Origin of the sequence: Sphingomonas sp., from assembly GCF_024508665.1 — a bacterium.
In the GTDB taxonomy this organism is placed as follows: Bacteria; Pseudomonadota; Alphaproteobacteria; order Sphingomonadales; family Sphingomonadaceae; genus Sphingomonas.
Genome location: NZ_JANINP010000007.1, coordinates 1,129,926 through 1,151,366, shown reverse-complemented (window position 1 = coordinate 1,151,366; position 21,441 = coordinate 1,129,926). Strand labels below are relative to the sequence as shown.

Here is a 21,441-nt window from a genome sequence, read left to right as displayed (position 1 = left end):
ACGTCACCCCGTACTTGTTCCGGGGTCCGATCCTCCACGAGCGATATCGCCTGAAGCCCGTTGGATGCCGGGTCGATCCCGGCATGACGATGCTGGATCAGGTCGCCTCGGCGGGATGCTTGGCCGCGATCGCGCCGAGCAGGTCGTCGAATGCCTTGGAGAATGACGCGACGCCTTCCTCGACCAGGGTTTCGGTCACGCCCTGCAAATCAAGCCCGAGCCGTTCGGCCTCGGCCAGCACGTGCCGGGCGCCGTCCACATCCTGGGTCAGCGTCTCGGCCGCGGTGCCGTGGTCGCGGAACGCGTCGAGCGTCTTGGGCGGAACGGTATTGACCGTGTCGCGGCCGATCAGCGTGTCGAGATAGAGAACGTCCGAATAATCCGGGTTCTTGGTGCCGGTCGAGGCCCAGAGCAGCCGCTGCGGCATCGCGCCCTTGGCGGCGAGCGCCTGCCAGCGGTCGGACGCGATAAACTCCTCGTACCAGGCATAGGCCGCCTTGGCGTTCGCAATGGCCACCTTGCCCTTCAGCGCCTTGGCTTCATCCCCGCCGGTGCCGGCATCGATCGCGTCGTCGATCTTGGTGTCGATGCGGCTGACGAAGAAGCTGGCGACGCTGGCGATGCGATCGATCGGCTCGCCACGCGCGGCACGTTTCTCGAGCCCTTCGACGAAGGCCAAAGCGACTGCCTTGTACGCCTCGATCGAGAACAACAAAGTGACGTTGACGTTGATCCCCTTGTCGATCGTCGTCGCGATCGCGGGCACGCCGGCCGGGGTGCCGGGAATCTTGATCATCAAATTGGGCCGGTCGACCGCTTTCCACAGCCGCTCGGCCTCGGACGCCGTCTCGTCGGTATCGTTGGCGATATAGGGCGACACTTCCAGGCTGACATAGCCGTCCTTGCCGTTCAGCCGGTCGTAGATCGGACGCAGCGTATCGGCCGCATCCTGAATGTCCTGGATCGCGAGATGCTCGTAGCGTGCCATCGCCGGTGCGCCGGGATGCGCATTGTCGAACGCCGCGAGATCGGTGTCATAGGCGTTGCCATGACCCATCGCCTTCTCGAAGATCGAGGGGTTCGACGTCACGCCGGTCACGCCATCTTCCTCGACGAGCTTCCTGAGCCCGCCCTCGGCCAAGAACTTGCGGTCGATGAAATCGAGCCAGATCGCCTGACCGAGTTTTTCCAGATCGTTGATCCGTCCCATAATATTCTCCACTTGGTCCGATCGTCACCCCGGACTTGTTCCGGGGTCCAACCCTCCCCAACGGACTCCTTCCGTTGTTGCGCGTTGGATGCCGGGACAAGCCCGGCATGACGGCTTAATTGCTACCGATCAGCGCCTTCGCCTTCTTCACCACATTCTCGACCGTGAAGCCGAACTTGTCCTGCAGGCCCTTGAGCGGAGCCGAGGCGCCGAAGGTCGACATGGTGATGGTCGAACCCTTCGGACCGACATAGCGATCCCAGCCCATTTCCCCGGCCATCTCGATCGCGAGACGCGCGGTGACGCCAGACGGCAGCACGCTGTCCTTATAGGCCTGATCCTGCCGCTCGAAGCGGAACCAGCTGGGCATCGACACCACCCGCGCGGCGACGCCCTCGCCCTTCAGCTGTTCGTAGGCGGCGACCGCCAGGCTGACTTCGGACCCGCTGGCGATCAGGATTACCTCGGGGTTGTCGCTATCGGCCAGGACATAGGCGCCCTTGGCGACGCCCGCCGCGCTGGCATATTTCGAGCGGTCGAGCGTCGGCAGCGCCTGGCGCGACAGGACCAAGGCGGTCGGGTGCTTGCCGTCCGCCATCAGCGCACGCCACGCCTCCGCCACCTCATTGGCGTCGCCCGGGCGGATCGTGTCGATCCCCGGCGTCGCGCGCAGCATCGCGAGCTGCTCGATCGGCTGGTGAGTCGGACCATCCTCGCCGACGCCGATCGAATCGTGGGTGAACACCCAGACCGCGCCCAATTCCATCAGCGCCGACAGCCGGACCGGCGGGCGCATGTAATCGAGGAATACGAAGAAGGTGGAGCCATAGGCGCGCAGGTGCGACAGCGCCATGCCGTTGACGATCGCGCCCATGCCGTGTTCGCGCACGCCGAAGTGGAAATTGGTGCCGCCGTAATTGTCCGCCTCGAACGACGGCGCGCCCTTGATATCGGTTTTGGTCGAAGGCGCGAGATCGGCCGAACCGCCGAGCAGCCACGGCACTTTGCCGACGATCGCGTTGAGCACCTTGCCGCCCGAATCGCGCGTTGCGAGGCCCTTTTCGTCAGCGTCGAAGGTGGGGATGTCGGCGTCCCAGCCCTCAGGCAATTTGTCCGACAGGATCAGCTCGAGTTCCTTGCCGAGATCGGGAAAAGCCGACTTGTACTTGGCGAAGGTCGCTTCCCATTGCTCGCGCAACGGCCGGCCGCGGCCCGCGATCGCGCCGTTGAGATGCTGCTCGACGCCCTCGGGAACGTAGAAGTCCTTCTGCGGCCAGCCATAGGCCTCTTTGGTCGCCTTGACGTTGTCGACGCCCAGCGGTTCGCCATGCGCCTTTTCGCTGCCGGCGCGCGGGCTGCCCCAGCCGATTACCGAATGGACGACGATGAACGTCGGCTTGTCGTCGGTCTTGCGGAACGTCTCCAGCGCCTGCGCCATCGCGGCGCAGTCATTGGCATCGTTCACATGGATGACGTTCCAGCCATAGGCCTGGAAGCGCTTGCCGACATCCTCGTCGAACGCGAGCGCGGTGTCGCCCTCGATCGAGATATGGTTCGAATCGTAGATCCAGCAGAGGTTGGAGAGCTTGAGGTGCCCGGCCACCGACGCCGCCTCGGCCGAGACGCCCTCCATCATGTCGCCGTCGCCGCACAAAGCATAAACGGCGTGATCGAACAGCGTGAAGCCCTGCTTGTTATAGCGCGCCGCGAGCCAGCGCTCGGCGATCGCCATGCCGACCGAATTGCCGCAGCCCTGCCCCAACGGGCCGGTCGTCGTCTCGACCCCGGTGGTGTGGCGATATTCGGGATGACCCGGCGTCTTCGAGCCGAGTTGGCGGAAATTCTCGATGTCGTTGAGGCTGACCGCTTCCTTGCCGGTCTTCTTGCCGGTGCCATCGACCTCTTCGATGCCCGCGAGGTGGATCAGCGAATAGAGCAGCATCGAGGCGTGTCCGACCGACAGCACGAAGCGGTCGCGATTGGGCCAGGTCGGCGTCGAGGGATCGTATCGCAGGAATTGCGACCAGAGCGTATAGCCGACCGGCGCCAGCGCCATCGGCGTGCCGGGATGCCCGGAATTGGCCTTCTGCACCGCATCCATCGACAGCGTGCGGATCGTGTCGATCGTCAGGCGCTCGATCGAGCCGTCTTCTTTCAACTGATCCACGTCGGCGGTCTGGGTATCGGACATTCTTCTCGGGCTCCCGCTTCGGGTGGAGGAACGCGCAGGCCGCATCGCGGTTGCGCCATTTCCACGCCCTATATGGGGAGCATCGCGCGCTTGCCACCCGTCAGGTGATCTTGCGTTCCATTTTCGTAACGGTTCCTCGATCGGCGACATAGGCGGCGTCGACTTCGCGCAGAAACAGGCCATGTCCCATCACGCCCGGAATCGCCTGTAACCCGGCCGCTAGTCCGGCCGGCTCCGGGAAGGATGCAAAATGGCAGTCGAAGATTACGTTGCCCTGGTCGCTGCGCCACGCGCCCTCGTCCGCCATGCGCAGGACGGGTTCGGCCCCCAGCGCCGCGAGCCGGGCAGCGACGAAGCTCCGCGCGAACGGCAGGACCTCGACCGGCAACGGCGCGGCACCGAGCCGAGCGACCCGTTTCGACGCGTCGGCGATCACGACCATCCGGTCCGACGCCTCGGCGACGATCTTCTCGCGCAACAGCGCGCCGCCCGCGCCCTTTATGACCTGTAGCGCCGGATCGATCTCATCGGCGCCGTCGATCGTCAGATCGAGCCGCGAGGCGAGCGCGAATCGACCGATCGGGATGCCGCCGTCGCGCGCTGCTTGCTCAGTAGCGATCGACGTGGCGAAGAATATTGTCTTGCGGAGGTCCGGCAGGCGCGCGGCAATCGCGCGGATCGCGAACGCCACGGTCGATCCGGTGCCGATGCCGACCAGCATGCCGTCACGAATTTCGGCGACCGCCGCATCGGCGGCGATCCTTTTGTCGTCGTCGATCATGGAACGGGCGTAGCGCGAAACGGCGCGCACGCAAACGCCCGGCGCGTTGGCAATGCGCCGCCGTTATAACCCAGCGGAATGGTGCACCGCAACGAAACGGCTTGATCTATGTAACAATGCAACATAGCAGGATGCGACCGCAACCCGTTCGTCGAACGACCGGCCGGAGATTATGGCAACTATAGCAAGGCGCATCGGCAGCACGTCGCGTCCGCTCCGTTCGGGGCGGCGGCTGGGTGCTGGCTGGGGCGCCGTGCTGCTGGCCATGTTGGTGGTGTTCTCGTGGCAGAGCTTCGTCGCCGAGACCCACAATCATTTCGCCCGTGCGCAAATCTCTACGGCGAACGCCGCCGCGAAGCCTACGTCCGATCCGAATTCGCCGTTCGATTCCCCGGCAAATTGTCCGATCTGCCGGGAAATCGCGCAGAGCGCCGCTTATCTGCCGCCGGCGCCGGTCGTCCTTCCGGCGCCCCCCGCGATGCTCGTCTGGCTCGTCGCCGGACTCGCGTTCGGCCTGATCCTCGAGCGCCGCTCGCTCGGCTGGCATAGCCGCGCACCTCCTATCCAACTCCAGGCCTGACACTATCGCCGCGACGCGAAGGCACGACGATGTGCCCAGTCGCGTCCCGTGGATTCCGCCGTGAATCCGCGACCAAGGTTCCCGGAGTTTATTCGAATGCGACACCTCTTCCTGCTGGGCGCGGCATCCGTCGCGCTGTTGCCCGCCATCGCCAACGCCCAGGACGCGCCGGCCAATCCGCCGCCGGCTACCCCCTCCCCCGCGCCTGCCCCCGCGTCTGCGGACCAGCCGGGGGACATCGTGATCACCGCGCAGCGGCTCGACGCCGCGCGCGACGCCATCCTCCCCTCGCTCGGCGCGAGTGCGTACACGATCGACAAGGCGCTCCTCGCAAAGCAGCCGGGCGGCGCCAATGTCAGCCTTGTTCAGATCCTGTCTCAGGTACCGGGCGTAACGCTCGACAGCTATGGCGCCGTGCACGTCCGTAACGAGCACGGCAATTTGCAATACCGCTTGAACGGCGTGATCGTGCCGGAGAGCATCTCGGGCTTCGGCCAGACGTTCGATCCCAGGATCGCCGATTCGGTCGAACTGATCACCGGCACGTTGCCCGCGCAATACGGATATCGGACCTCAGGCGTGGTAAGCCTGAAGACGAGTTCCGGCGGATTCTCGAACGGCGGAGACATTGGGTATTACGGCGGCAGCCGAAACACCATCAATCCCAGCGCGTCGCTCCATGGGTCGAGCGGGCCGCTGAGCTATTTCTTCTCTGGCAGTTATCTGCAGAACGATCTCGGCGTCGAGAACCCGATCGCGACGCGCGACGCGATCCACGATCGCACCCGCCAGTATCGTGGGTTCGGCTATGTCTCGGCCATTCTCTCCGATACCAGCCGGCTCACCGCGTTCGGCGGCACCTCGATCGGCTACTTCCAGATTCCCAACAATCCCGGGCAGACGCCCGCGTTCACGCTCAACGGTCAATCGACGTTCGATTCGGCCAAGCTCGATCAGAACCAGCGCGAGATCACGCATTACGGCGTGCTGGCCTATCAATATGCTGGCGGGGCGCTCAATTTCCAGGTCGCGCCGTTCGTGCGCTATTCGCAGACGCGGTTCACGCCAGACCCACAAGGCGGCGACCTGATCTTCAGCGGCGTTGCCGATCGGTCGCGGCTGTCGAGCCTGGCCACCGGCATCCAGGCGGACGGCAGCTACAAGCTGTCGGATACCCATACGCTGCGCTTCGGGCTGTTCTTCCAGAACGAGCGCACCCGGTCGCTGGTGACGTCGCGCGTGTTTCCGGTCGATGCGGACGGCGACCAAACATCGGATGCGCCGATCACGATCACCGACAAGGGCGGCCGCAACGGGCAGCTTTATGGTGTCTATCTCCAGGACGAATGGTCGCTGACCCCGACGCTGACGCTGAATTATGGCGCCCGCTTCGATGCTGTCAGGGCCTACACGAACGAGCAGCAGGTCAGCCCGCGCGTCAACTTCGTCTGGAAACCGGGTGGCGGCACGACTTTCCACCTCGGCTATGCGCGCAACTTCACGCCGCCGCCCCAAGAGCTGATCGCTGCGCCGACGCTGGCGCTGTTCGCCGGCACGACCAAGGAGCCCACGCTCACCGTGGCCGATCCGGTGCGCGCCGAGCGCGAGCATTATTTCGATGCCGGGATCGAGCAGTACCTCCTGCCAGGTCTCAAGGTCGGGATCGACGCTTACTACAAGATCAAGCGCAACCTGCTCGACGAAGGCCAGTTCGGCACCTCGCTGGTGCTGTCGCCGTTCAACTACGCCAAGGGCTATGCCTGGGGCGTCGAACTGAGCGCCAATTACACCAAGGGGCCGTTCGACCTCTACGCCAACGTCGCCCGCGGTAGGGAGAAAGGCCGCAACATCATCTCGAGCCAATATTTCTTCGCGCCGGATGAGCTTGCCTACATCTCCAACCATTACATCTTCACCGACCATTCGCAGAACTGGACTGCATCGGGCGGCGGCAGCGTCACGATCCACGACGGAATCGGCACGCTCGTTCCGGCGGTCGATTTCCTCTACGGCGACGGCCTGCGCGCGGACGATCCCGCCGGCATCGTGCCCAATGGCGGCAAGTTGCCCTCATACGTCACCGCAAATATCGGGATCGCGCAGAATTTCGACGGGCCGGGCGCGCTCAAGGGGCTGTCGATCCGCTTCGATGTCGTGAACCTGTTCGACAAGAGCTACCTGATCCGCGACGGATCCGGCGTCGGCGTCGGTGCACCGCAATATGGCGCGCGGCGCGGCTTCTTCGCGGGCATCACCAAGAAGTTCTGAGCAAGGATCGGGGGCGTGCCGGTGGCGCACCCCGCCGGAATTGCCAGCCGTCGCGGCGCGTCCGCGGCGGCTTGCTTCGTGCGCGTTTCCGACCGACCTTCACGGCGGGCGTACCGAACATTGGAGAACAACATGCCCGACAGTGACCCTGCGCCAGGTGCGGCCGCGATCGACTGGGTCGAACGCGCCGCGGTCGGCGCGTCGGCGCTCTGCCTGATCCATTGCGCCGGCCTGCCCTTGTTGCTGGCCGCCCTGCCCGCCCTATCGTCGCTGGTTGCCGTGCCCGAGAGCTTTCATGTCTGGGTGCTGGCGTTTGCCGTGCCAACCTCCGCGCTGGCGCTGTTCACCGGCCGGCGCCATCATCGCCACGTCTATCCGCTGATGATTGGCGCGGCGGGGCTGATGCTGCTGGCGTTTGGTGCGTTGTTGCTGCTCGGTGGGCGGTGGGAGACGCCAGTGACGATCATGGGCAGCCTGTGCCTCGCCTATGCGCATATTGCCAATTGGCGGCTGCGCCACCTGCACCATCATCATCACGCGTGAATCCAGCGCCAACGGCGTAGCGGTGTCCGCTCGCGCGTGAGGACCCCCGAACGGGGAAATTTCTAGCCTGTCGGGGAAATGGCGCGCCCGGAACGATTCGAACGTCCGACCCTCAGATTCGTAGTCTGATGCTCTATCCAGCTGAGCTACGGGCGCCTGGGAGACGCGGCCTTTAGAGAGGTGTTTCGCGAAGCGCAAGTGCGTTGCGCCATAGTTTTTCGCCGCCTAGAGCGATGTCATGTCAAAGCGCATCGCGATACTCCTTACACTCGGCCTTGTCGGCTGCACCGAAGCGCCCGGAGTCTACCCGTCGCTGGCGCTGCGGCCGATCGAATCGCGCTCCGACGCCGAACCTGAAGTGGTGACGCCCGTCGCCGCCCCGGATCCCGAACTCGATAAGAAGATCGCGGCGATCGACGCCAAGCTGAGCGCGTCCGACGCGGCGTTCGCCGCCAGCGCCGCCACCGCGGAGAGCGCCGCGCGTAGCCCGGCCGCACAGGCGGTGGGCAGCAACGAATGGGTGCGCGCCGAATCGGCGCTGGCCGACCTCGATTCGCTCCGCGTCGACACGCTTGGCGCAATCACCGATCTCGACCAATTGACGAGCGAGCGCGGCGTCGCCGGCGACCCGCCCTATCCCGCGCTGGAGGATGCGCGCGCCAAGGCGCAGGCGCAATTGGACGCCCAGCAGACGAAGATCGCCGCGATCAAGGCGATCCTGGGCGAGAAATAGGCCCTCAAGCCTTTCAAAAGCTGCCGATCAACTCACCCCTCTCCCGCTTGCGGGAGAGGGAGGGGCCCGCGCAGCGGGAGGGTGAGGGTCTTCTTACTTCTTCCTGAATTTCATTCGCCCGGAAGAAGAAAGAAGACCCTCACCCAACCTGCGCCGGGTGAACAGCGCCCCGCGCTGTTCAGGTCATGCCGGGGGCATGACCTACCCGGTGCACCCGCGAGCGGGAGAGGGCTAGGAGACCTAGGGCCGCTTTATCCGGTAGACGATGTGCGGCCGCAACGGGTCGCCGATCGGCACCGCCGGATGCTCGAAATCGCCGTCAAGATCGCGCACCATGCCGAGCCGCTCCATCAGCCCCCAGCTGCGCATATTGTCGACATTGGTCATCGCGGCGATGCCGGGGGCGTCGGTATTCGCCCAGCCCCAGGCGATCGACGCCTCGGCCGCTTCGCGCGCATAGCCCTGGCCCCAGGCGTCCCGCGCCAGCCGCCAGCCGATTTCGACCTGGTCGAAGAGCGGCGTGCCTTCGGGCCCCGGCTTGAGCCCGCAAAAGCCCAGGAAAGCGCCGTCGGCCTTTCGCTCGACCGCCCAGAAGCAATAACCGTGGCTGGCGACGAAGCCGTTCTGCCGCGCCGCGGCGGCTTCGGCGTCCTCGCGGCTCAGCGGCGGCCCGAGATAGCGCATGACTTCCGGATCGTTGCACATGGCATGGAACGGCGCGATGTCGCTGTCGCGCCAGCCGCGCAGGACCAGGCGATCGGTATCGATCATCGCCCGGCTCCTGCCGGCCGATCGAACGCATAGACGATCATGTCGCCGATCACGTCGTCATTATCGAGATAGAGCGGGTGGCGGAAATCCAAGTCGGGCCGCCGCGTCATGCCGATCCGGATCATGAGCCCCCAGGACGGCGCATTGTCGGGATTTGTCCATGCCGCGATCGTTTCGGCCGGCGTATTCGCCCAGCCCCAGTCGCGGCTTGCCTCGGCCGCCTCGCGAGCGATCCCCTGCCCCCAATGCTTCTCGGCGATGCGCCAGCCAAGCTCGTACATGCCGTCGACCGGCGTATCGGGATGCCCACCGAGCCTCAGCCCGCAAATCCCCGCCAATTGGCCGTCGGCCTTGGTCTCGACTGCCCACATGCAATGGCCGTCTGCGGCCTGCTTCTCCATCTGGCGGTCGATCAGCCCGTCGATCTTCTCGCGCGGCGCGACGCCGCCGAAATGCTTCATCATCGCCGGCGTGTTGATGATCGCGTCGAACGCATGTTTGTCGTCCTCGCGCCACGGGCGGAGGATCAGGCGCGGCGTCTCGATCATTTCGCCAGCAGCTTCGCCGCGTGGAGCGCATGGTAGGTCAGCACGCCCGAACACCCTGCGCGCTTGAACGCCAGCAGCGTCTCCAGCACGACCGCGTCGCGCTCGGCCGCACCGGCCGCGACTGCCGCCTCGATCATCGCATATTCGCCGGACACTTGATACGCGAATACAGGGACTTCGAAGCGATCCTTCACGCGCAGGATGATGTCGAGATAGGGCAAACCCGGCTTGACCATCACGCTGTCGGCGCCCTCGGCGAGATCGAGCGCGACCTCTCGCAGCGCCTCCTCGGTATTGGCCGGGTCCATCTGATAGGTCTTCTTGTCGCCCTTAAGCAGCCCGCGCGAACCGACCGCGTCGCGGAACGGCCCGTAGAAGCCGCTGGCATATTTGGCGGCGTAGGACATGATCTGGACGTTGACATGGCCCGCGCCCTCCAGCGCCTCGCGGATCTGCCCCACCCGGCCGTCCATCATGTCGGACGGCGCGATGATGTCGGCGCCGGCCGCGGCCTGGTTGAGCGCCTGACCGACCAGCACTTCGGCGGTGGCGTCGTTCAGGACGTAGCCGCTCGCGTCGAGCAAGCCGTCATGGCCGTGGCTGGTATAGGGGTCGAGCGCGACGTCGGTCAGCACGCCGATATCGGGCACCGCATCCTTGAGCGCGCGGATCGCGCGGCACATCAGATTGTCGGGGTTGAGGGCTTCCTTACCGTCATCGCTGCGGCGATCGGGCTGGGTGTTGGGGAACAACGCGATGCAGGGAATGCCAAGATCGCGGGCTTCCTTCGCTCGTGCGACGATATTGTCGACCGACCAGCGCGACACGCCGGGCAGGCTGGCGATCGGTTCCTCGACCCCTTGTCCTTCGGCGATGAACAGCGGCCAGATCAGATTGGCCGCGGTCAGGGTGTTTTCGGCATGCATCCGCCGGCTCCACGCCGAGGCGCGCGTGCGGCGGAGACGGATCGCAGGATAGTGGCTCATGGCCGCGCATTTGAGCCTGCGCGCCGCTGCACGCAAGGGCGAAGCGACCGGTCAGCCCGTCGGATGCAATCGCCCCGCCGGCTCGCCGGAAGCGTGCGCCTGTTCCTCCCCTTCGGGCTCGGGCGGGACGATCAGCGATTGCTCGCGCCAGCGGCCGTTGCGGTAATACCAGGCGGCAAGCGACATCGAGACCAGCGATCCGATCGGGAAAGCGTACCACAAGGCATCGACGCCGATCAGCGGTTGGCCGAATATCGCGAAGCCCAGGCGGACCGGGTAGAAGGCGATCGCCAGAATGATCAGCGGCGGTATCGTCGCGCCGTTGGCGCGGACGGTCGAGAACAGTACCATCGTCACGCCGAACATCACGAAGGTCCAGCTGGAGATCAGCTGGATATGCCGCGCGATCGGGATCGCGGGGCTGCCGCTGCCGACGAACAGCGTCATCACCTGGCGGTCGAACAGGATGATCGCGGTGATGACGACCAAAGTGATGATCGTGTTGTAGACGATACCCGACCGCGTGATCGCGTTGACGCGTTCCCATTTGCCCGCGCCGATATTCTGCGCCGCCATCGAGCTTACCGCCACGCCGATCGCCATCGTCGGCATCTGGATATAGGTCCAGAGCTGTTGCGAGACGGCGTAGGCGGCGGCGGTGTCCACGCCGTGGCGGTTGACGAGGCCGATCATCGTGAGGCCGGCCGTCGACATGACCAGCATCTGCGCGCCCATCGGCAGACCCTTGGCGATGATCGTCTTCACCAGGGCCTTTTCGGGGATCAGATAGCGCAGTTCTCTACCGCGCAACCGCACCGGCAAATCGCGCCAATAGACGTAGATGAGCAACCCGGCCGACGAGACGATGCCCGCCAGCAAGGTCGCCGTCGCCGATCCGGCAATGCCCATCCTGGGGAACGGCCCGATGCCGTCGATCAGCAAGGGATTGAACGTGCTGTCGATTGCCACGCTCAGGCCCATGAACCACAAAGGCGTGACCGAATCGCCGGTACCGCGCAGGCTCATCTGGATGAGAACGCCGAGCATCGAGAAGGGCAGACCCAGGAAAATCACGCGAAGGTAGTCGCGGGCCATGTTCTGTGCCTCGCCCGGCGTCGCGAGCAACCGCAATATCTGCGGGGCGAACAACCAGCCGAGGATGGCGATCACCACCGCGCCGCCCATCACCAGCCCGACCGCCGATCCGAACGCGCGCCGCGCGCCCTCGATATCGTGCCGCCCGACCGACTGGCCGATCAGAATCGTCGCCGCCATGCCGAAGCCGAATACGGCCGAGAACATCAGAAACATGATGATGTTGGCGTTCGACGTTGCCGCCAGCGCGCTCTCCCCCAGGAAGCGCCCGACCCAGATCGAGTTGATCGACCCGTTGAGCGACTGGAGGATGTTCGAGGCGAGCGTCGGCAGAGCAAAGGCGAGCAGCGTCGGGCCGATCGGCCCGACGGTCAGATCGCGGCGGCCTCCCGGGCCTCGCTGCTGCTGGTGCGGCGGCTGCGCCACGTGGGGATGCCTTTCCTCGGCCCGCACGGCCTGATGTACTGATCGTTTCGCTGTCGGACATTCCGATAGGGAATGCTTGGCGGTTCGCCTAGCCCAGGCGCGACATAAAGCGCGCGGCACCAAGTTGTTCCAGCCCATAACGTCATGCCGGACTTGTTCCGGCATCCAACGCGCAACAACGGCTGGAATCCGTTGGGGAGAATTGGACCCCGGAACAAGTCCGGGGTGACGTAGTCATTGAACTAGCCCAGCCGCGCCAGGGCCGCCGTCAACCGTTCAGCCTCGGCCGCCTTCTCGGCATGATCCGCGCGCGCCTTCTCCACCGCCTCGGGCTTGGCACGCTCGACGAAGCTCGGATTGTTGAGGCGGCCAGCCAGGCCGTCACGTTCCTTGGACGCCGCTTCGATCGCCTTGGTCAGGCGCGTGCGTTCGGCGGCGAGGTCGATCACGCCTTCGAGCGGCAGAACGAACGTCGCTTCATCGACCACCACCTGTGCCGCGCCTCCCGACGCTTCGCCGTCGGCGCGATCGATCCGCGCGAGCCTCGCGATCGCAGGCGCCAGTCGCTCGAACCGCGCCTGCGTCTCGCCGGAGGCATCGCGCAGATGCACGGCAAGCCGCGCCCCGGGCGGCACGTTGAGTTCGGTGCGGCTCGACCGCACTTCGCTGACCAGCCGGATCAGCCAGTCGATCTCCTTGCCCGCTTCGGGGTCCATCGCGCGCGCGTCGGCGATCGGCCATTTGGCGACGATCAGATCGTAGTCGCGCTCGCCGAGCTTCGACCACAATTCCTCGGTCACGAACGGCATGAACGGGTGGAGCATGACCAGGATCTGGTCGAGCACCCAGCCCGCGACCGCCTTGGTCTCGTCGTCGATCGCGCCCTTGATCAGTTCGAGATACCAGTCGCAGAACCGGCTCCAGGCGAATTGATAGATCGCGTTGGCGGCGCCGTCGAAGCGGTAATCGGCCAGCGCGAGGTCGACCGCCTGCACGGTCTGGATCGTCTCGCCGATGACCCACTTGTTGACGGCGAGCGTCGCCTCGGGCGCCTTGATCGTCTTCGACGCGCCGATCCCGTTGGACTGGCAGAAACGCGCGGCATTCCACAGCTTGGTGGCGAAGTTGCGATACCCCTCGACCCGCTTCTCATCCATCTTGATGTCGCGGCCCTGGCTCTCCATCGCCGCCATGAAGAAGCGCAGCGCGTCGGCCCCATATTTGTCGATCAGCCCGAGCGGGTTGACGACATTGCCCTTCGACTTGGACATCTTCTGCCCGTCGGCAGCGCGCACCAGGCCGTGCAGATAGAGCGTGCGGAACGGCACGTCCTTCATGAAGTGCATGCCCTGCATCATCATCCGCGCGTCCCAGAAGAACAGGATGTCGAAGCCGGAAATCAGCACGTCGTTCGGATAGCGGCCGTGGAGCTTGGGATCGGTATCCTCGGGCCAGCCCATCGTCGCGAACGGCCAGAGCGCGGAGGAGAACCAGGTGTCGAGGACGTCGGGATCCTGCTTCAACGCAACGCCAGCGCCGGCCTGGGCCTGCGCCTCTTCCTCGGTCAGCGCGACGAAAATCCTGCCATCCTCGGCGAACCAGGCCGGAATGCGATGCCCCCACCAAAGCTGACGGCTCACGCACCAGGGCTGGATATTCTCCATCCAGTTGAAGAAGGTCTTCTCCCAGCTCTTCGGCACGATCTTGATCGCGCCCGACTGAACCGCCTCGATCGGCTTCTTTGCCAGAGACTCGGCGTCGACATACCATTGGTCGGTCAGCCACGGCTCGATCACGTCGCCCGAGCGATCACCATAGGGCGTCTGGATCGTGCGCGGCTCGGCGTCGTGCTCGACGCCTTCCTTGTCGATATAGGGGACGAGGAGACCGGCTTCCTTCAACCGCTCCACCACCAGCTTGCGCGCCCAGAAGCGATCGATGCCGAGCAGATCCTCGGGGATCAGCCCGTCGGCGGTCTGCGTGACCTGCGCCTTGGCGTCGAGCATGTTGAGCATCTCGCCCGCCTTCATGCCGGCGCGCTTGCCCACCTCGAAGTCATTGAAATCGTGTCCCGGCGTGATCTTGACCGCGCCGGTGCCAAGCGTCGGGTCGGCATGTTCGTCGGCAATGACCGGGATCAACCGCCCGGTGATCGGCAGCTTCACCTGCTTGCCGATCATCGCCTTGTAGCGCTCGTCTTCGGGATGGACCGCGACAGCCATGTCGGCGAGCATCGTCTCCGGCCGCGTCGTCGCGACGGTGACCGAGCCCGATCCATCCGCCAGCGGATAGCGGATCTGCCAGAAGCTGCCCTTCACTTCCTTGGTCTCGACCTCGAGGTCGCTGATCGCCGTGCCGAGACCGGGATCCCAATTCACCAGCCGCTTGTCGCGATAGATCAGGCCCTGATTGTAAAGGTCGACGAACACCTTGAGGACGGCCTTGGAAAAGCCCTCGTCCATCGTGAAGCGCTCATTGGCCCAGTCCATCGAGCAGCCGAGGCGGCGGAGCTGCTGGGTGATCTCGCCCCCGCTCTCGGCCTTCCATTCCCAGACCTTGGCGACGAACTCCTCGCGAGTGAAATCGGTGCGCTTCTGCTGCTTCTCCGCCATCTGGCGCTCGACCACCATTTGCGTGGCGATGCCGGCATGATCGGTGCCGACCACCCAGAGCGCGTCCTTGCCCTTGAGCCGCGCGTGGCGGACCAGCACGTCCTGCAGCGTGTTGTCGAGCGCATGCCCGATATGCAGCGACCCCGTCACGTTGGGCGGCGGGTTGACGATCGTCCACGGCTCCGCGCCCGGCCGATCTGGGTGGAACTGGCCGTTCGTCTCCCAATGCTGATACCAGCGCGTCTCGATCTCGGCGGGGTCGAAGGTCTTGGGCAATTCGGTGGTCATGCGCCGCCTTTACCCACTGTCCCCGGCGACACAAGCCGTGTAGCACTTGGCTAAGACAGTCGATAGAGAGGGCCCCATGATTCCGACGATCGCGCTGCTCCTCGCCCAGGCCGCTCTGCCCCAACCCGATCCCTATGCGCCGCCCCCAAGTCCGGGAACGGCGGAACGGCTAGCCTATGATGCCCAGTTTGGCGGTGCGGCCGAGGATGCCGCGATCGAAGCCTGGCTGCGGGCGCATGCCGATGCATCCGCTCCAGTGCGCGCGATGCTGTTTCACCGCCTGTGCAACGATTATGGCGTGACGGTCGGCGGTGCGAAACGCGTCGCCGCCTGCGCAGAGGCGAACAAGCTCGCTCCCGACGGAGAGGATGCCAGCGACGAGAAGATCGCGGAAGCCTTTCGCGACGCGCCGCCGATCCGCGCGCGCGGCGCTACCACAGTGCCGACCATCGCCAATCCACTCGGCAGCAAGAGCGCGAACGTTACCGTCAACGGCATCACCCTGCCCTGGTTCGTGGACACGGGCGCCGAGATTTCCGTCGTCACCGAAAGCACCGCCACGCAGCTGGGAGTGCGCATCCTGCCCGGGTCTAGCGATGTCGGCACGTCGACCACCCGCGTGACCGGCAAGATGGGCCTGATCGACAAGGCGATGATCGGCGGCGCTACGGTCGAGAACCTGCCCGTGCTGATTCTGCCGGACGCGATGCTCAAGCTCGGCAAGGACTACACGATCCCGGCCATCCTCGGCCTGCCCGCCTTCGCCGCGCTCGGCCGGATCGCCTGGTTGGACGGCGGCACCAAGCTCGCGCTCGGCACCGCCGCGCCACTGCCCAAGGGCAAGACGGTACGCGTCTATTGGCACGAGGATGGGCTCGGCATCCCGATCACCACGCCGCTCGGTACCGCCGGCGCGCAATTCGACAGCGGCGCCGATTCGACCGCGTTGCGCAGACCGGGCCTTGCGTTGTTGAGCAAGGATCAGCTCGCAAGCGCGGCGGAGCGTAACGCGACGATCGGCGGCGCCGGCGGCTTCGTTACCACCAAGGTCCGCGTGCTGCCCCAGCTCGACTATACGATCGATGGCGTTCCGCTGAAGGCGCTCAAGGTCAATATCGAGGACAATGACAGCAGCGCCGGGCGCGTCGGCAGCGACATGATCGTCCAGCTCAAATTGCTGACGATCGACTTCGCGACGATGACGCTGCAGGCGATACCGCGCGACGGCAATGGCAACGCGTCAGGGCAATCGCGTGAAATGCAGGGCCACGCGCGGAATCGTTAGCGTGAAGCCCATGCCATTGTCGTCGAAACTCAACGTATAGCCTCGACCCTTATATTGGCCGGGTCCGGTGGCTTCCAGCGGTTGCGGCGCGCCCGGCTTGCCGTTGCGATCGGTCACGGTCACCGTACCACCGGCTTCCGTCAGGGCAATCGAATAGACCGCCTTGAGGTTGGGATTGCCGTAGCGGCCGTCGAGCGAAGATGGCGGAGCGCCTTCGCTCACGCGCGGCACGCTGCTGTCAAACGCGGCAAGCACGGTATCCGCGACTTTATCGGGGTTGTAGTCGCCATTGTTGCAGAGCAGCGCCACGCCGAACCGCTGCTCTCGATTATAGCCGAAAAGGGTCTTGAATCCCCCCGCGGCACCGGTGTGGTGGAACCAGTGCGGACCGATCAACAAGGCATTGCCATAGACCGGACCCTGGCCGTGATCGCGCACCGGGCTGCCGTCCGCAAACCGTCCAGGAGTGGTCATCAGCCGAGTCAATTCCCGGGTCCAGACCTTATGTCCGCTGTCGATATCGGCATACCATTTGCCGAGATCGTTGACCGTGGTGATCAACCCGCCACTCCCTCCGAACAGCGGGATTTCGTCGGTCAGCGTCACCTTGCCTCCCGGCATGGTATAGCCCCGCGCGGCATTGGCGTCGGAACTGCGGCTGCCCAACATGACGTAGCTGCGGGTCATCCCCAGCGGCTTCAACACATGCGCGTTGACATAGGCCTCGAACTTCTCGCCCGAGACGCGCTCGACCACCTCGGACAGCAGCAGATAGCCGCCATTGGTATAGTCATAAGCGGTGCCGGGTTTGAATTTGGTATCCCGCTGCTGAAACATCTCGGCCAGCGCTTCGGCCCGGCTGGCACGCGAAAGCGGTTCGATCCCGTCGAGTTGCAGCAGCACGAGCGAATCGCGCACGCCACTCGTCATGTTCAAGAGGTTCTGGATCGTCAGCCGATCGGGATAAGACGGCAATTCGGGCAGATAGCGATGCACGTCGTCGTCGAGGCGCACCTTCCCGGCCACGACCAATTGCATGAGCGCGGCGACGGTGAACTGTTTGGAGACCGAAGCGGCGTAGAATTGCGTGTCGCCGTCGATCCGGCGTCCGGTCGCGACATCGGCATAGCCGTCGCTCACCAGAAACTCAGGCTTGCCGCCGCGAAACAGTCCGACCGCGCAGCCGGGAGCGGCCGAGCCGGCCGGCACGGCGAGCGCGGCCTTGACCGCGGCCGCCTTGGCCGACCCAGCTTCGACCGGGCTGTCGGCCAAGGCCGGGGCCGTGGCAAATGACGCCGCGACAAGCGCGAACAGTGGCAGATGTGCAATCCGAGTCACGCTACCCTCCCCCTTTTCGCGGCCATCGGCCTCAATATTTCACGCGGAGCCCGCCCATGAACTGGCGGCCGATCGTGTCGTACAGCGCGCGCGTCGTGCCATAGCCGCCGGCGCCGGTGATCGGCGGATCGTTGTCGAACAGGTTCTGGACCGCCGCGAACAGGGCGACCTTGCTGCCCGCGCCACGCGGATGGAAGATCGTCACCTCGCCCGAGACATCGGCATAGAGCCGTCCGTTGACGGTCAGCTTGTCGATATTGCTGGCAGTCAAGGTACGGTCGATGAAGCCGCCGCCGACATAGCGCGCGGTGGCGCTGAGACGCCAGTCGCCGGCGATATAGCTGATATTGGCGTTCGCCTTCCATCGCGGGTTGCCGCCCATGCCCGCCACGGTCGGCTGGACCACGCTGTCGTCCAGGCGCACATGCACCGCCCCGTCATACGTCTCGGTCTTGATCAGGTAATTGACCAGGCCCTGGAAGACGACGCGATCGCGCCCGACCGGTAGGACGTAGCTCATCTCGACGTCGATGCCGCGAGTCATGGCGTAAGCAAGATTGGTCGGCCCGCTGAACACCGTGGTGATCAGCCCGCTATTGTCGCGAGTGATATATTGGCAAGCCGCCGTATTGGTGGTGAAGCATTGCTGCACAATCGTCGCCGGCGTCAGCTGAATGATCGCCTTCTTGATATCGATATTGTAATAGTCGACCGAGATACTCAGCCGCGGAATGAAGCTCGGGGTCAGCACCACCCCGCCCGTGAAGGTCCTGGCGATTTCCGGCTTCAGGTTCAAATTGCCCGCGGTCAGCGCCGTGACCAGATAACTTTGCCCGAGATAGCGCGGGTCGAGATCGGTGACGGTCAGGAACGAACTGCCGCTCTTTTGATACAATTCGGCCAGGTTGGGCGCGCGTATGTCGCGGGATTCGGTCGCACGCAGCCGGATCGAATTGTTGATAGTGTAATCGATACCCGCTTTCCACGTCTCGACCGTGCCGGAGGTCGTGTAATTGGTGACGCGCCCTGCGACATCGACGCTCAGCCGCTTGCCGAACGGTGAATCGGCCAGCAACGGGATCAGCAATTCGCCGAACGCTTCCTTGACGTCGACGCTGCCGGAATAAGGCAGCGCCGGAGCGGAATAGGCGCCGGCCCGCGAGGCGCTGTCGAAATTCACCCTCAGCGATTGGCTGCGATATTCGCCGCCCAGGGCCAGCGAGACCGGCCCCGCCCAGGTCGAGAAGGGCTCGCCGCGAAGCGTAAGCGACAGCTCGTCCTGCTCGATATCGTTGATCGTTTCGGCGACCCCATTGACGTAGCCCAATGCCGGATTGCTGGGATCTACCTTGCCCATGATGTTGAGCGGAATGCAGCCATTGCCCGGCTTGGTCAGCGTCGACCGGCAGATCGCCGAACCCGGGTGAGCGGGATCGGCCACCGCGTCGATCGCCAGCGCGTAATTGGCGAGGATGCGATTGTTGCGGCTGATATTGTCATTGTAGTTGCGGCCGTGGCCGTAATAGCCGTCGAACGACCAGCTCTTGCCGAGATCGCCATGCACGCCCAGCGTGATCTGATAGACGTCGGTATTGTAGCTGGTCAGCGTCCGCGCATTCTGATCGGCGAGCTTGTTGACCGTGATTGAGGACACCTTATTGGCCGCCAGAGTCGCCGCCAGGTCGGTCGGCAGATAGAAATTGTCCGCCGCGATCGTGTAGCTGAAGGTCGAGGGGATACCGTCCTGCAGCGAATGGAAATGGCTGTAGGAGCTCTCGATGAACGCCGTCCAGCCGGGCGCCACGTCGCCGCTCAGCTTGCCATAGGCGGTGTAGCGCGTGATCGGCGTCGCCCCGACCTGGTCGGCCATGCCGTTCACGCCGTCGCCGCCCAGCGCCGTGCCCGAAGTCGTCATGGTGCCCAGGGAGAACGGCACCGCCTGGCCGGCATCGTTGAACTGGATGCCTTTCAGATAGGCCGGCAGTCCGGTGATAGTATTGATCGGGGAGCCGGAGCCGGGCCGGAACGTCACGCCGGTGATCACACCATTGGCCGTGGAATTGCTGTTGCGCAGGCCGCTGGTGACGAGAAACTGGCGCGGCTGGCTCGGCGTGCCGAGACCGCCATTTCCGGCATTGGGATTGGCGAGCAGGCCAGCACCGGCCGCCGCCCAGCGCCGCGCGGACAAGCGGGCGATGCCTGTATTGTCGGAATATTCGCCCGCGAGCACCAGGTGCATGCTGTCGGTCAGCTTCGTCCCCGCCGCCACCGAGATCAGCACGTTGCGGTAATCGCCCGCTCCGGCCTCGCCTGCCTGCAGCGTCGCCTTGAGGCCCTCCAGGTTCGCCTTGGTCTGCAAATTGACCACGCCCGCCACGGCATCGGCGCCATAAGCGGCGGAGGCACCGCCCGTGACGATGTCGACGCGATCGATCAACGCCTGGGGAATGTTGTTGAGATTGACCGCACCGGTCGGGTTGGACGGCACGTAGCGCCGGCCATCGAGCAGCACCAAGGTGCGGGCATAGCCGAGACCGCGCAGGTCGAGATAATTGCCGCCGACCTGGGTGCCGCCGCCGGCGTTGACCGCGCTGGTCGGGGTGAGCGAAGGCCGCAGCGCCGGCATCTGGTTGATCGCGTCGGCGACGTTGGGCGCGGAGACCCGCGCCAGCGTGTCGGCATTGAGCACGGTGACCGGCGTCGGTGCGGTGAAACCGGTGCTGCGCACCAGCGAGCCGGTGACGACAATGTCCTTTTGCGGCTGATCGTCACTCGGCTGGGCAGCGGGGGGCGCTTCCTGCGCGGTCGGTGCCGAATTGTCGGCGCTCGCGGCAAATGCCGGCGAAGATACCAGCAGGATCGCGGCGCTACCGGCAAGGTACGCGGAGCGCAGACGCACGAGGTGGGAACACGAATGAAGTGCCATGATTTTCCCCCTGATGTTTATTTTGCTCTCGGTCGTATTGCCGACCGGGCAAGTGCAAGGTCCGTGAGCGGGGCCGAGGAATCAATCCGCAATTACGTCTTGCGCCGATAACCCGGAGTTATGATCCCGGCGCTGTTCAATACTGCCTGCCTGAATCCAGCATGCGCCGTGTCCGGCGTTAGCGCCTATGCCGGCGAGCCTCGCTTTTGCTGGCGGTGCCGCAAGTTTGCATCGCGCACCAGCGACGCCTGCCGTTCTTGCTGGTGTCGGCGAATATCCACCCGCAGGAACTCTGGTTCGCGCAACGCTTGAGCTTGAATTCGCCGGCCCGCGCGCCGGCCATGGTATCCACGAGGTCCAAGACAATCCGCTTGAGCGGGATGCGCAAATCCTCCGGGTTCGCAAGCAACCTGAGCAGGCCGTCGTCGGTCAGCGACTGGCTCTGGCGAGCGCGTAACAGCCACGCATTTGCAACGAGCAATGGACCCTCGGGAAGCGGGGCAACGTCGACACAGGCCGACAAGAGACGATAGGTGGCATCCCGCAGCGAGCGTACGTCCGCCATGAGCCCTTCACTCTCTCCTTCCAATCGCGACACGTCGATCGCCTCGCCGACGGCGATCGCGCCGGAGCGCCTGGCCCATTCCACATAGCGTTCTGGCGTCGCGATATAATCCTCCACGTCGGCCGCGAACCGGTCATGGATCGTGTTGGCGAAGTCGATCGCCAGACGGCCACCATCCAGGCGGATCGCGGAAACCGGACGGGGAAGGGAAACGGCCATCCAACATTGCACTCCGTTGACTACACCAGTGAAACTCATTTAACTGGTGCAGACTCATCTACCAGCTTAAACTTCC

Annotated in this window: 16 protein-coding genes and 1 tRNA gene; 5 read left to right on the top strand and 12 right to left on the bottom strand. The window is 64.8% G+C overall.

Annotated features, from left to right (window positions below; genetic code table 11):
- Window positions 1-97: 97 nt before the first annotated feature.
- The 3 genes from tal to rpiA all read right to left on the bottom strand — a co-directional run bounded on the left by tal (window position 98) and on the right by rpiA (window position 4,182).
- Window positions 98-1,210 carry a transaldolase gene (tal, locus tag Q0L25_RS20625; protein WP_296617574.1) on the bottom strand — a complete coding sequence of 371 codons (1,113 nt, stop codon included), beginning with the start codon at window positions 1,208-1,210 and terminating at the stop codon, window positions 98-100.
- A gap of 115 nt (window positions 1,211-1,325) precedes the next feature.
- On the bottom strand, window positions 1,326-3,401 hold the full coding sequence (gene tkt, locus Q0L25_RS20620; RefSeq protein ID WP_296617572.1) for a transketolase: 2,076 nt from the start codon (window positions 3,399-3,401) through the stop codon (window positions 1,326-1,328).
- A gap of 100 nt (window positions 3,402-3,501) precedes the next feature.
- Window positions 3,502-4,182 carry a ribose-5-phosphate isomerase RpiA gene (gene rpiA / locus Q0L25_RS20615; RefSeq protein WP_296617571.1) on the bottom strand — a complete coding sequence of 227 codons (681 nt, stop codon included), beginning with the start codon at window positions 4,180-4,182 and terminating at the stop codon, window positions 3,502-3,504.
- 172 nt (window positions 4,183-4,354) lie between these two features.
- Between rpiA and Q0L25_RS20610 the strand changes: the two genes are divergently transcribed.
- From Q0L25_RS20610 to Q0L25_RS20600, 3 genes are all read left to right on the top strand, one after another.
- Window positions 4,355-4,762, top strand: coding sequence for a DUF2946 family protein (locus Q0L25_RS20610; protein ID WP_296617569.1), 408 nt, complete (start codon window positions 4,355-4,357; stop codon window positions 4,760-4,762).
- A gap of 96 nt (window positions 4,763-4,858) precedes the next feature.
- Window positions 4,859-7,030 carry a TonB-dependent receptor gene (locus tag Q0L25_RS20605; RefSeq protein WP_296617567.1) on the top strand — a complete coding sequence of 724 codons (2,172 nt, stop codon included), beginning with the start codon at window positions 4,859-4,861 and terminating at the stop codon, window positions 7,028-7,030.
- A 132-nt stretch (window positions 7,031-7,162) separates the two neighbouring features.
- The gene (locus Q0L25_RS20600) at window positions 7,163-7,573 is read left to right on the top strand and encodes a MerC domain-containing protein (RefSeq protein ID WP_296617565.1); all 411 of its coding nucleotides are present in this window, start codon (window positions 7,163-7,165) and stop codon (window positions 7,571-7,573) included.
- A 79-nt stretch (window positions 7,574-7,652) separates the two neighbouring features.
- Here Q0L25_RS20600 and Q0L25_RS20595 read toward each other — a convergent pair.
- Window positions 7,653-7,729, bottom strand: a tRNA-Arg gene (locus Q0L25_RS20595).
- 82 nt (window positions 7,730-7,811) lie between these two features.
- On the opposite strand from Q0L25_RS20595, the gene Q0L25_RS20590 reads away from it, so the two are divergent.
- Window positions 7,812-8,306: a hypothetical protein gene (locus Q0L25_RS20590; RefSeq protein WP_296617564.1), complete on the top strand. Its 495-nt coding sequence runs from the start codon at window positions 7,812-7,814 to the stop codon at window positions 8,304-8,306.
- A 240-nt stretch (window positions 8,307-8,546) separates the two neighbouring features.
- On the opposite strand, the gene Q0L25_RS20585 is transcribed toward Q0L25_RS20590, so the two are convergent.
- The 5 genes from Q0L25_RS20585 to Q0L25_RS20565 all read right to left on the bottom strand — a co-directional run bounded on the left by Q0L25_RS20585 (window position 8,547) and on the right by Q0L25_RS20565 (window position 15,032).
- A complete protein-coding gene (locus Q0L25_RS20585) occupies window positions 8,547-9,077 on the bottom strand; it encodes a GNAT family N-acetyltransferase (protein WP_296617562.1) in 531 nt (176 codons plus the stop codon).
- The gene (locus tag Q0L25_RS20580) at window positions 9,074-9,625 is read right to left on the bottom strand and encodes a GNAT family N-acetyltransferase (protein ID WP_296617561.1); all 552 of its coding nucleotides are present in this window, start codon (window positions 9,623-9,625) and stop codon (window positions 9,074-9,076) included. Before Q0L25_RS20580 ends, Q0L25_RS20585 begins: the two co-directional genes overlap by 4 nt.
- Window positions 9,622-10,611 (bottom strand): porphobilinogen synthase, encoded by a 990-nt coding sequence (hemB, locus tag Q0L25_RS20575; protein WP_296617559.1) that lies wholly within the window; start codon window positions 10,609-10,611, stop codon window positions 9,622-9,624. The genes Q0L25_RS20580 and hemB overlap by 4 nt, the downstream gene beginning before the upstream one ends.
- A 51-nt stretch (window positions 10,612-10,662) precedes the next feature.
- Window positions 10,663-12,132: an MATE family efflux transporter gene (locus tag Q0L25_RS20570; RefSeq protein ID WP_296617558.1), complete on the bottom strand. Its 1,470-nt coding sequence runs from the start codon at window positions 12,130-12,132 to the stop codon at window positions 10,663-10,665.
- Window positions 12,133-12,374: 242 nt separating this feature from the next.
- Entirely contained in the window at window positions 12,375-15,032 is a 2,658-nt protein-coding gene (locus Q0L25_RS20565; protein WP_296617556.1) for a valine--tRNA ligase, read from the bottom strand.
- Window positions 15,033-15,108: 76 nt separating this feature from the next.
- On the opposite strand from Q0L25_RS20565, the gene Q0L25_RS20560 reads away from it, so the two are divergent.
- On the top strand, window positions 15,109-16,317 hold the full coding sequence (locus Q0L25_RS20560; RefSeq protein ID WP_296617555.1) for a retropepsin-like aspartic protease: 1,209 nt from the start codon (window positions 15,109-15,111) through the stop codon (window positions 16,315-16,317).
- Here the strand turns inward: Q0L25_RS20560 and Q0L25_RS20555 are convergent.
- From Q0L25_RS20555 to Q0L25_RS20545, 3 genes are all read right to left on the bottom strand, one after another.
- The gene (locus Q0L25_RS20555) at window positions 16,273-17,655 is read right to left on the bottom strand and encodes a serine hydrolase (protein WP_296617553.1); all 1,383 of its coding nucleotides are present in this window, start codon (window positions 17,653-17,655) and stop codon (window positions 16,273-16,275) included. The two genes, Q0L25_RS20560 and Q0L25_RS20555, sit on opposite strands and share 45 nt — an antisense overlap.
- A 31-nt stretch (window positions 17,656-17,686) precedes the next feature.
- Window positions 17,687-20,581: a TonB-dependent siderophore receptor gene (locus Q0L25_RS20550; RefSeq protein ID WP_296617552.1), complete on the bottom strand. Its 2,895-nt coding sequence runs from the start codon at window positions 20,579-20,581 to the stop codon at window positions 17,687-17,689.
- A 178-nt stretch (window positions 20,582-20,759) separates the two neighbouring features.
- The gene (locus Q0L25_RS20545) at window positions 20,760-21,365 is read right to left on the bottom strand and encodes a CGNR zinc finger domain-containing protein (RefSeq protein WP_296617550.1); all 606 of its coding nucleotides are present in this window, start codon (window positions 21,363-21,365) and stop codon (window positions 20,760-20,762) included.
- Window positions 21,366-21,441: the final 76 nt, after the last annotated feature.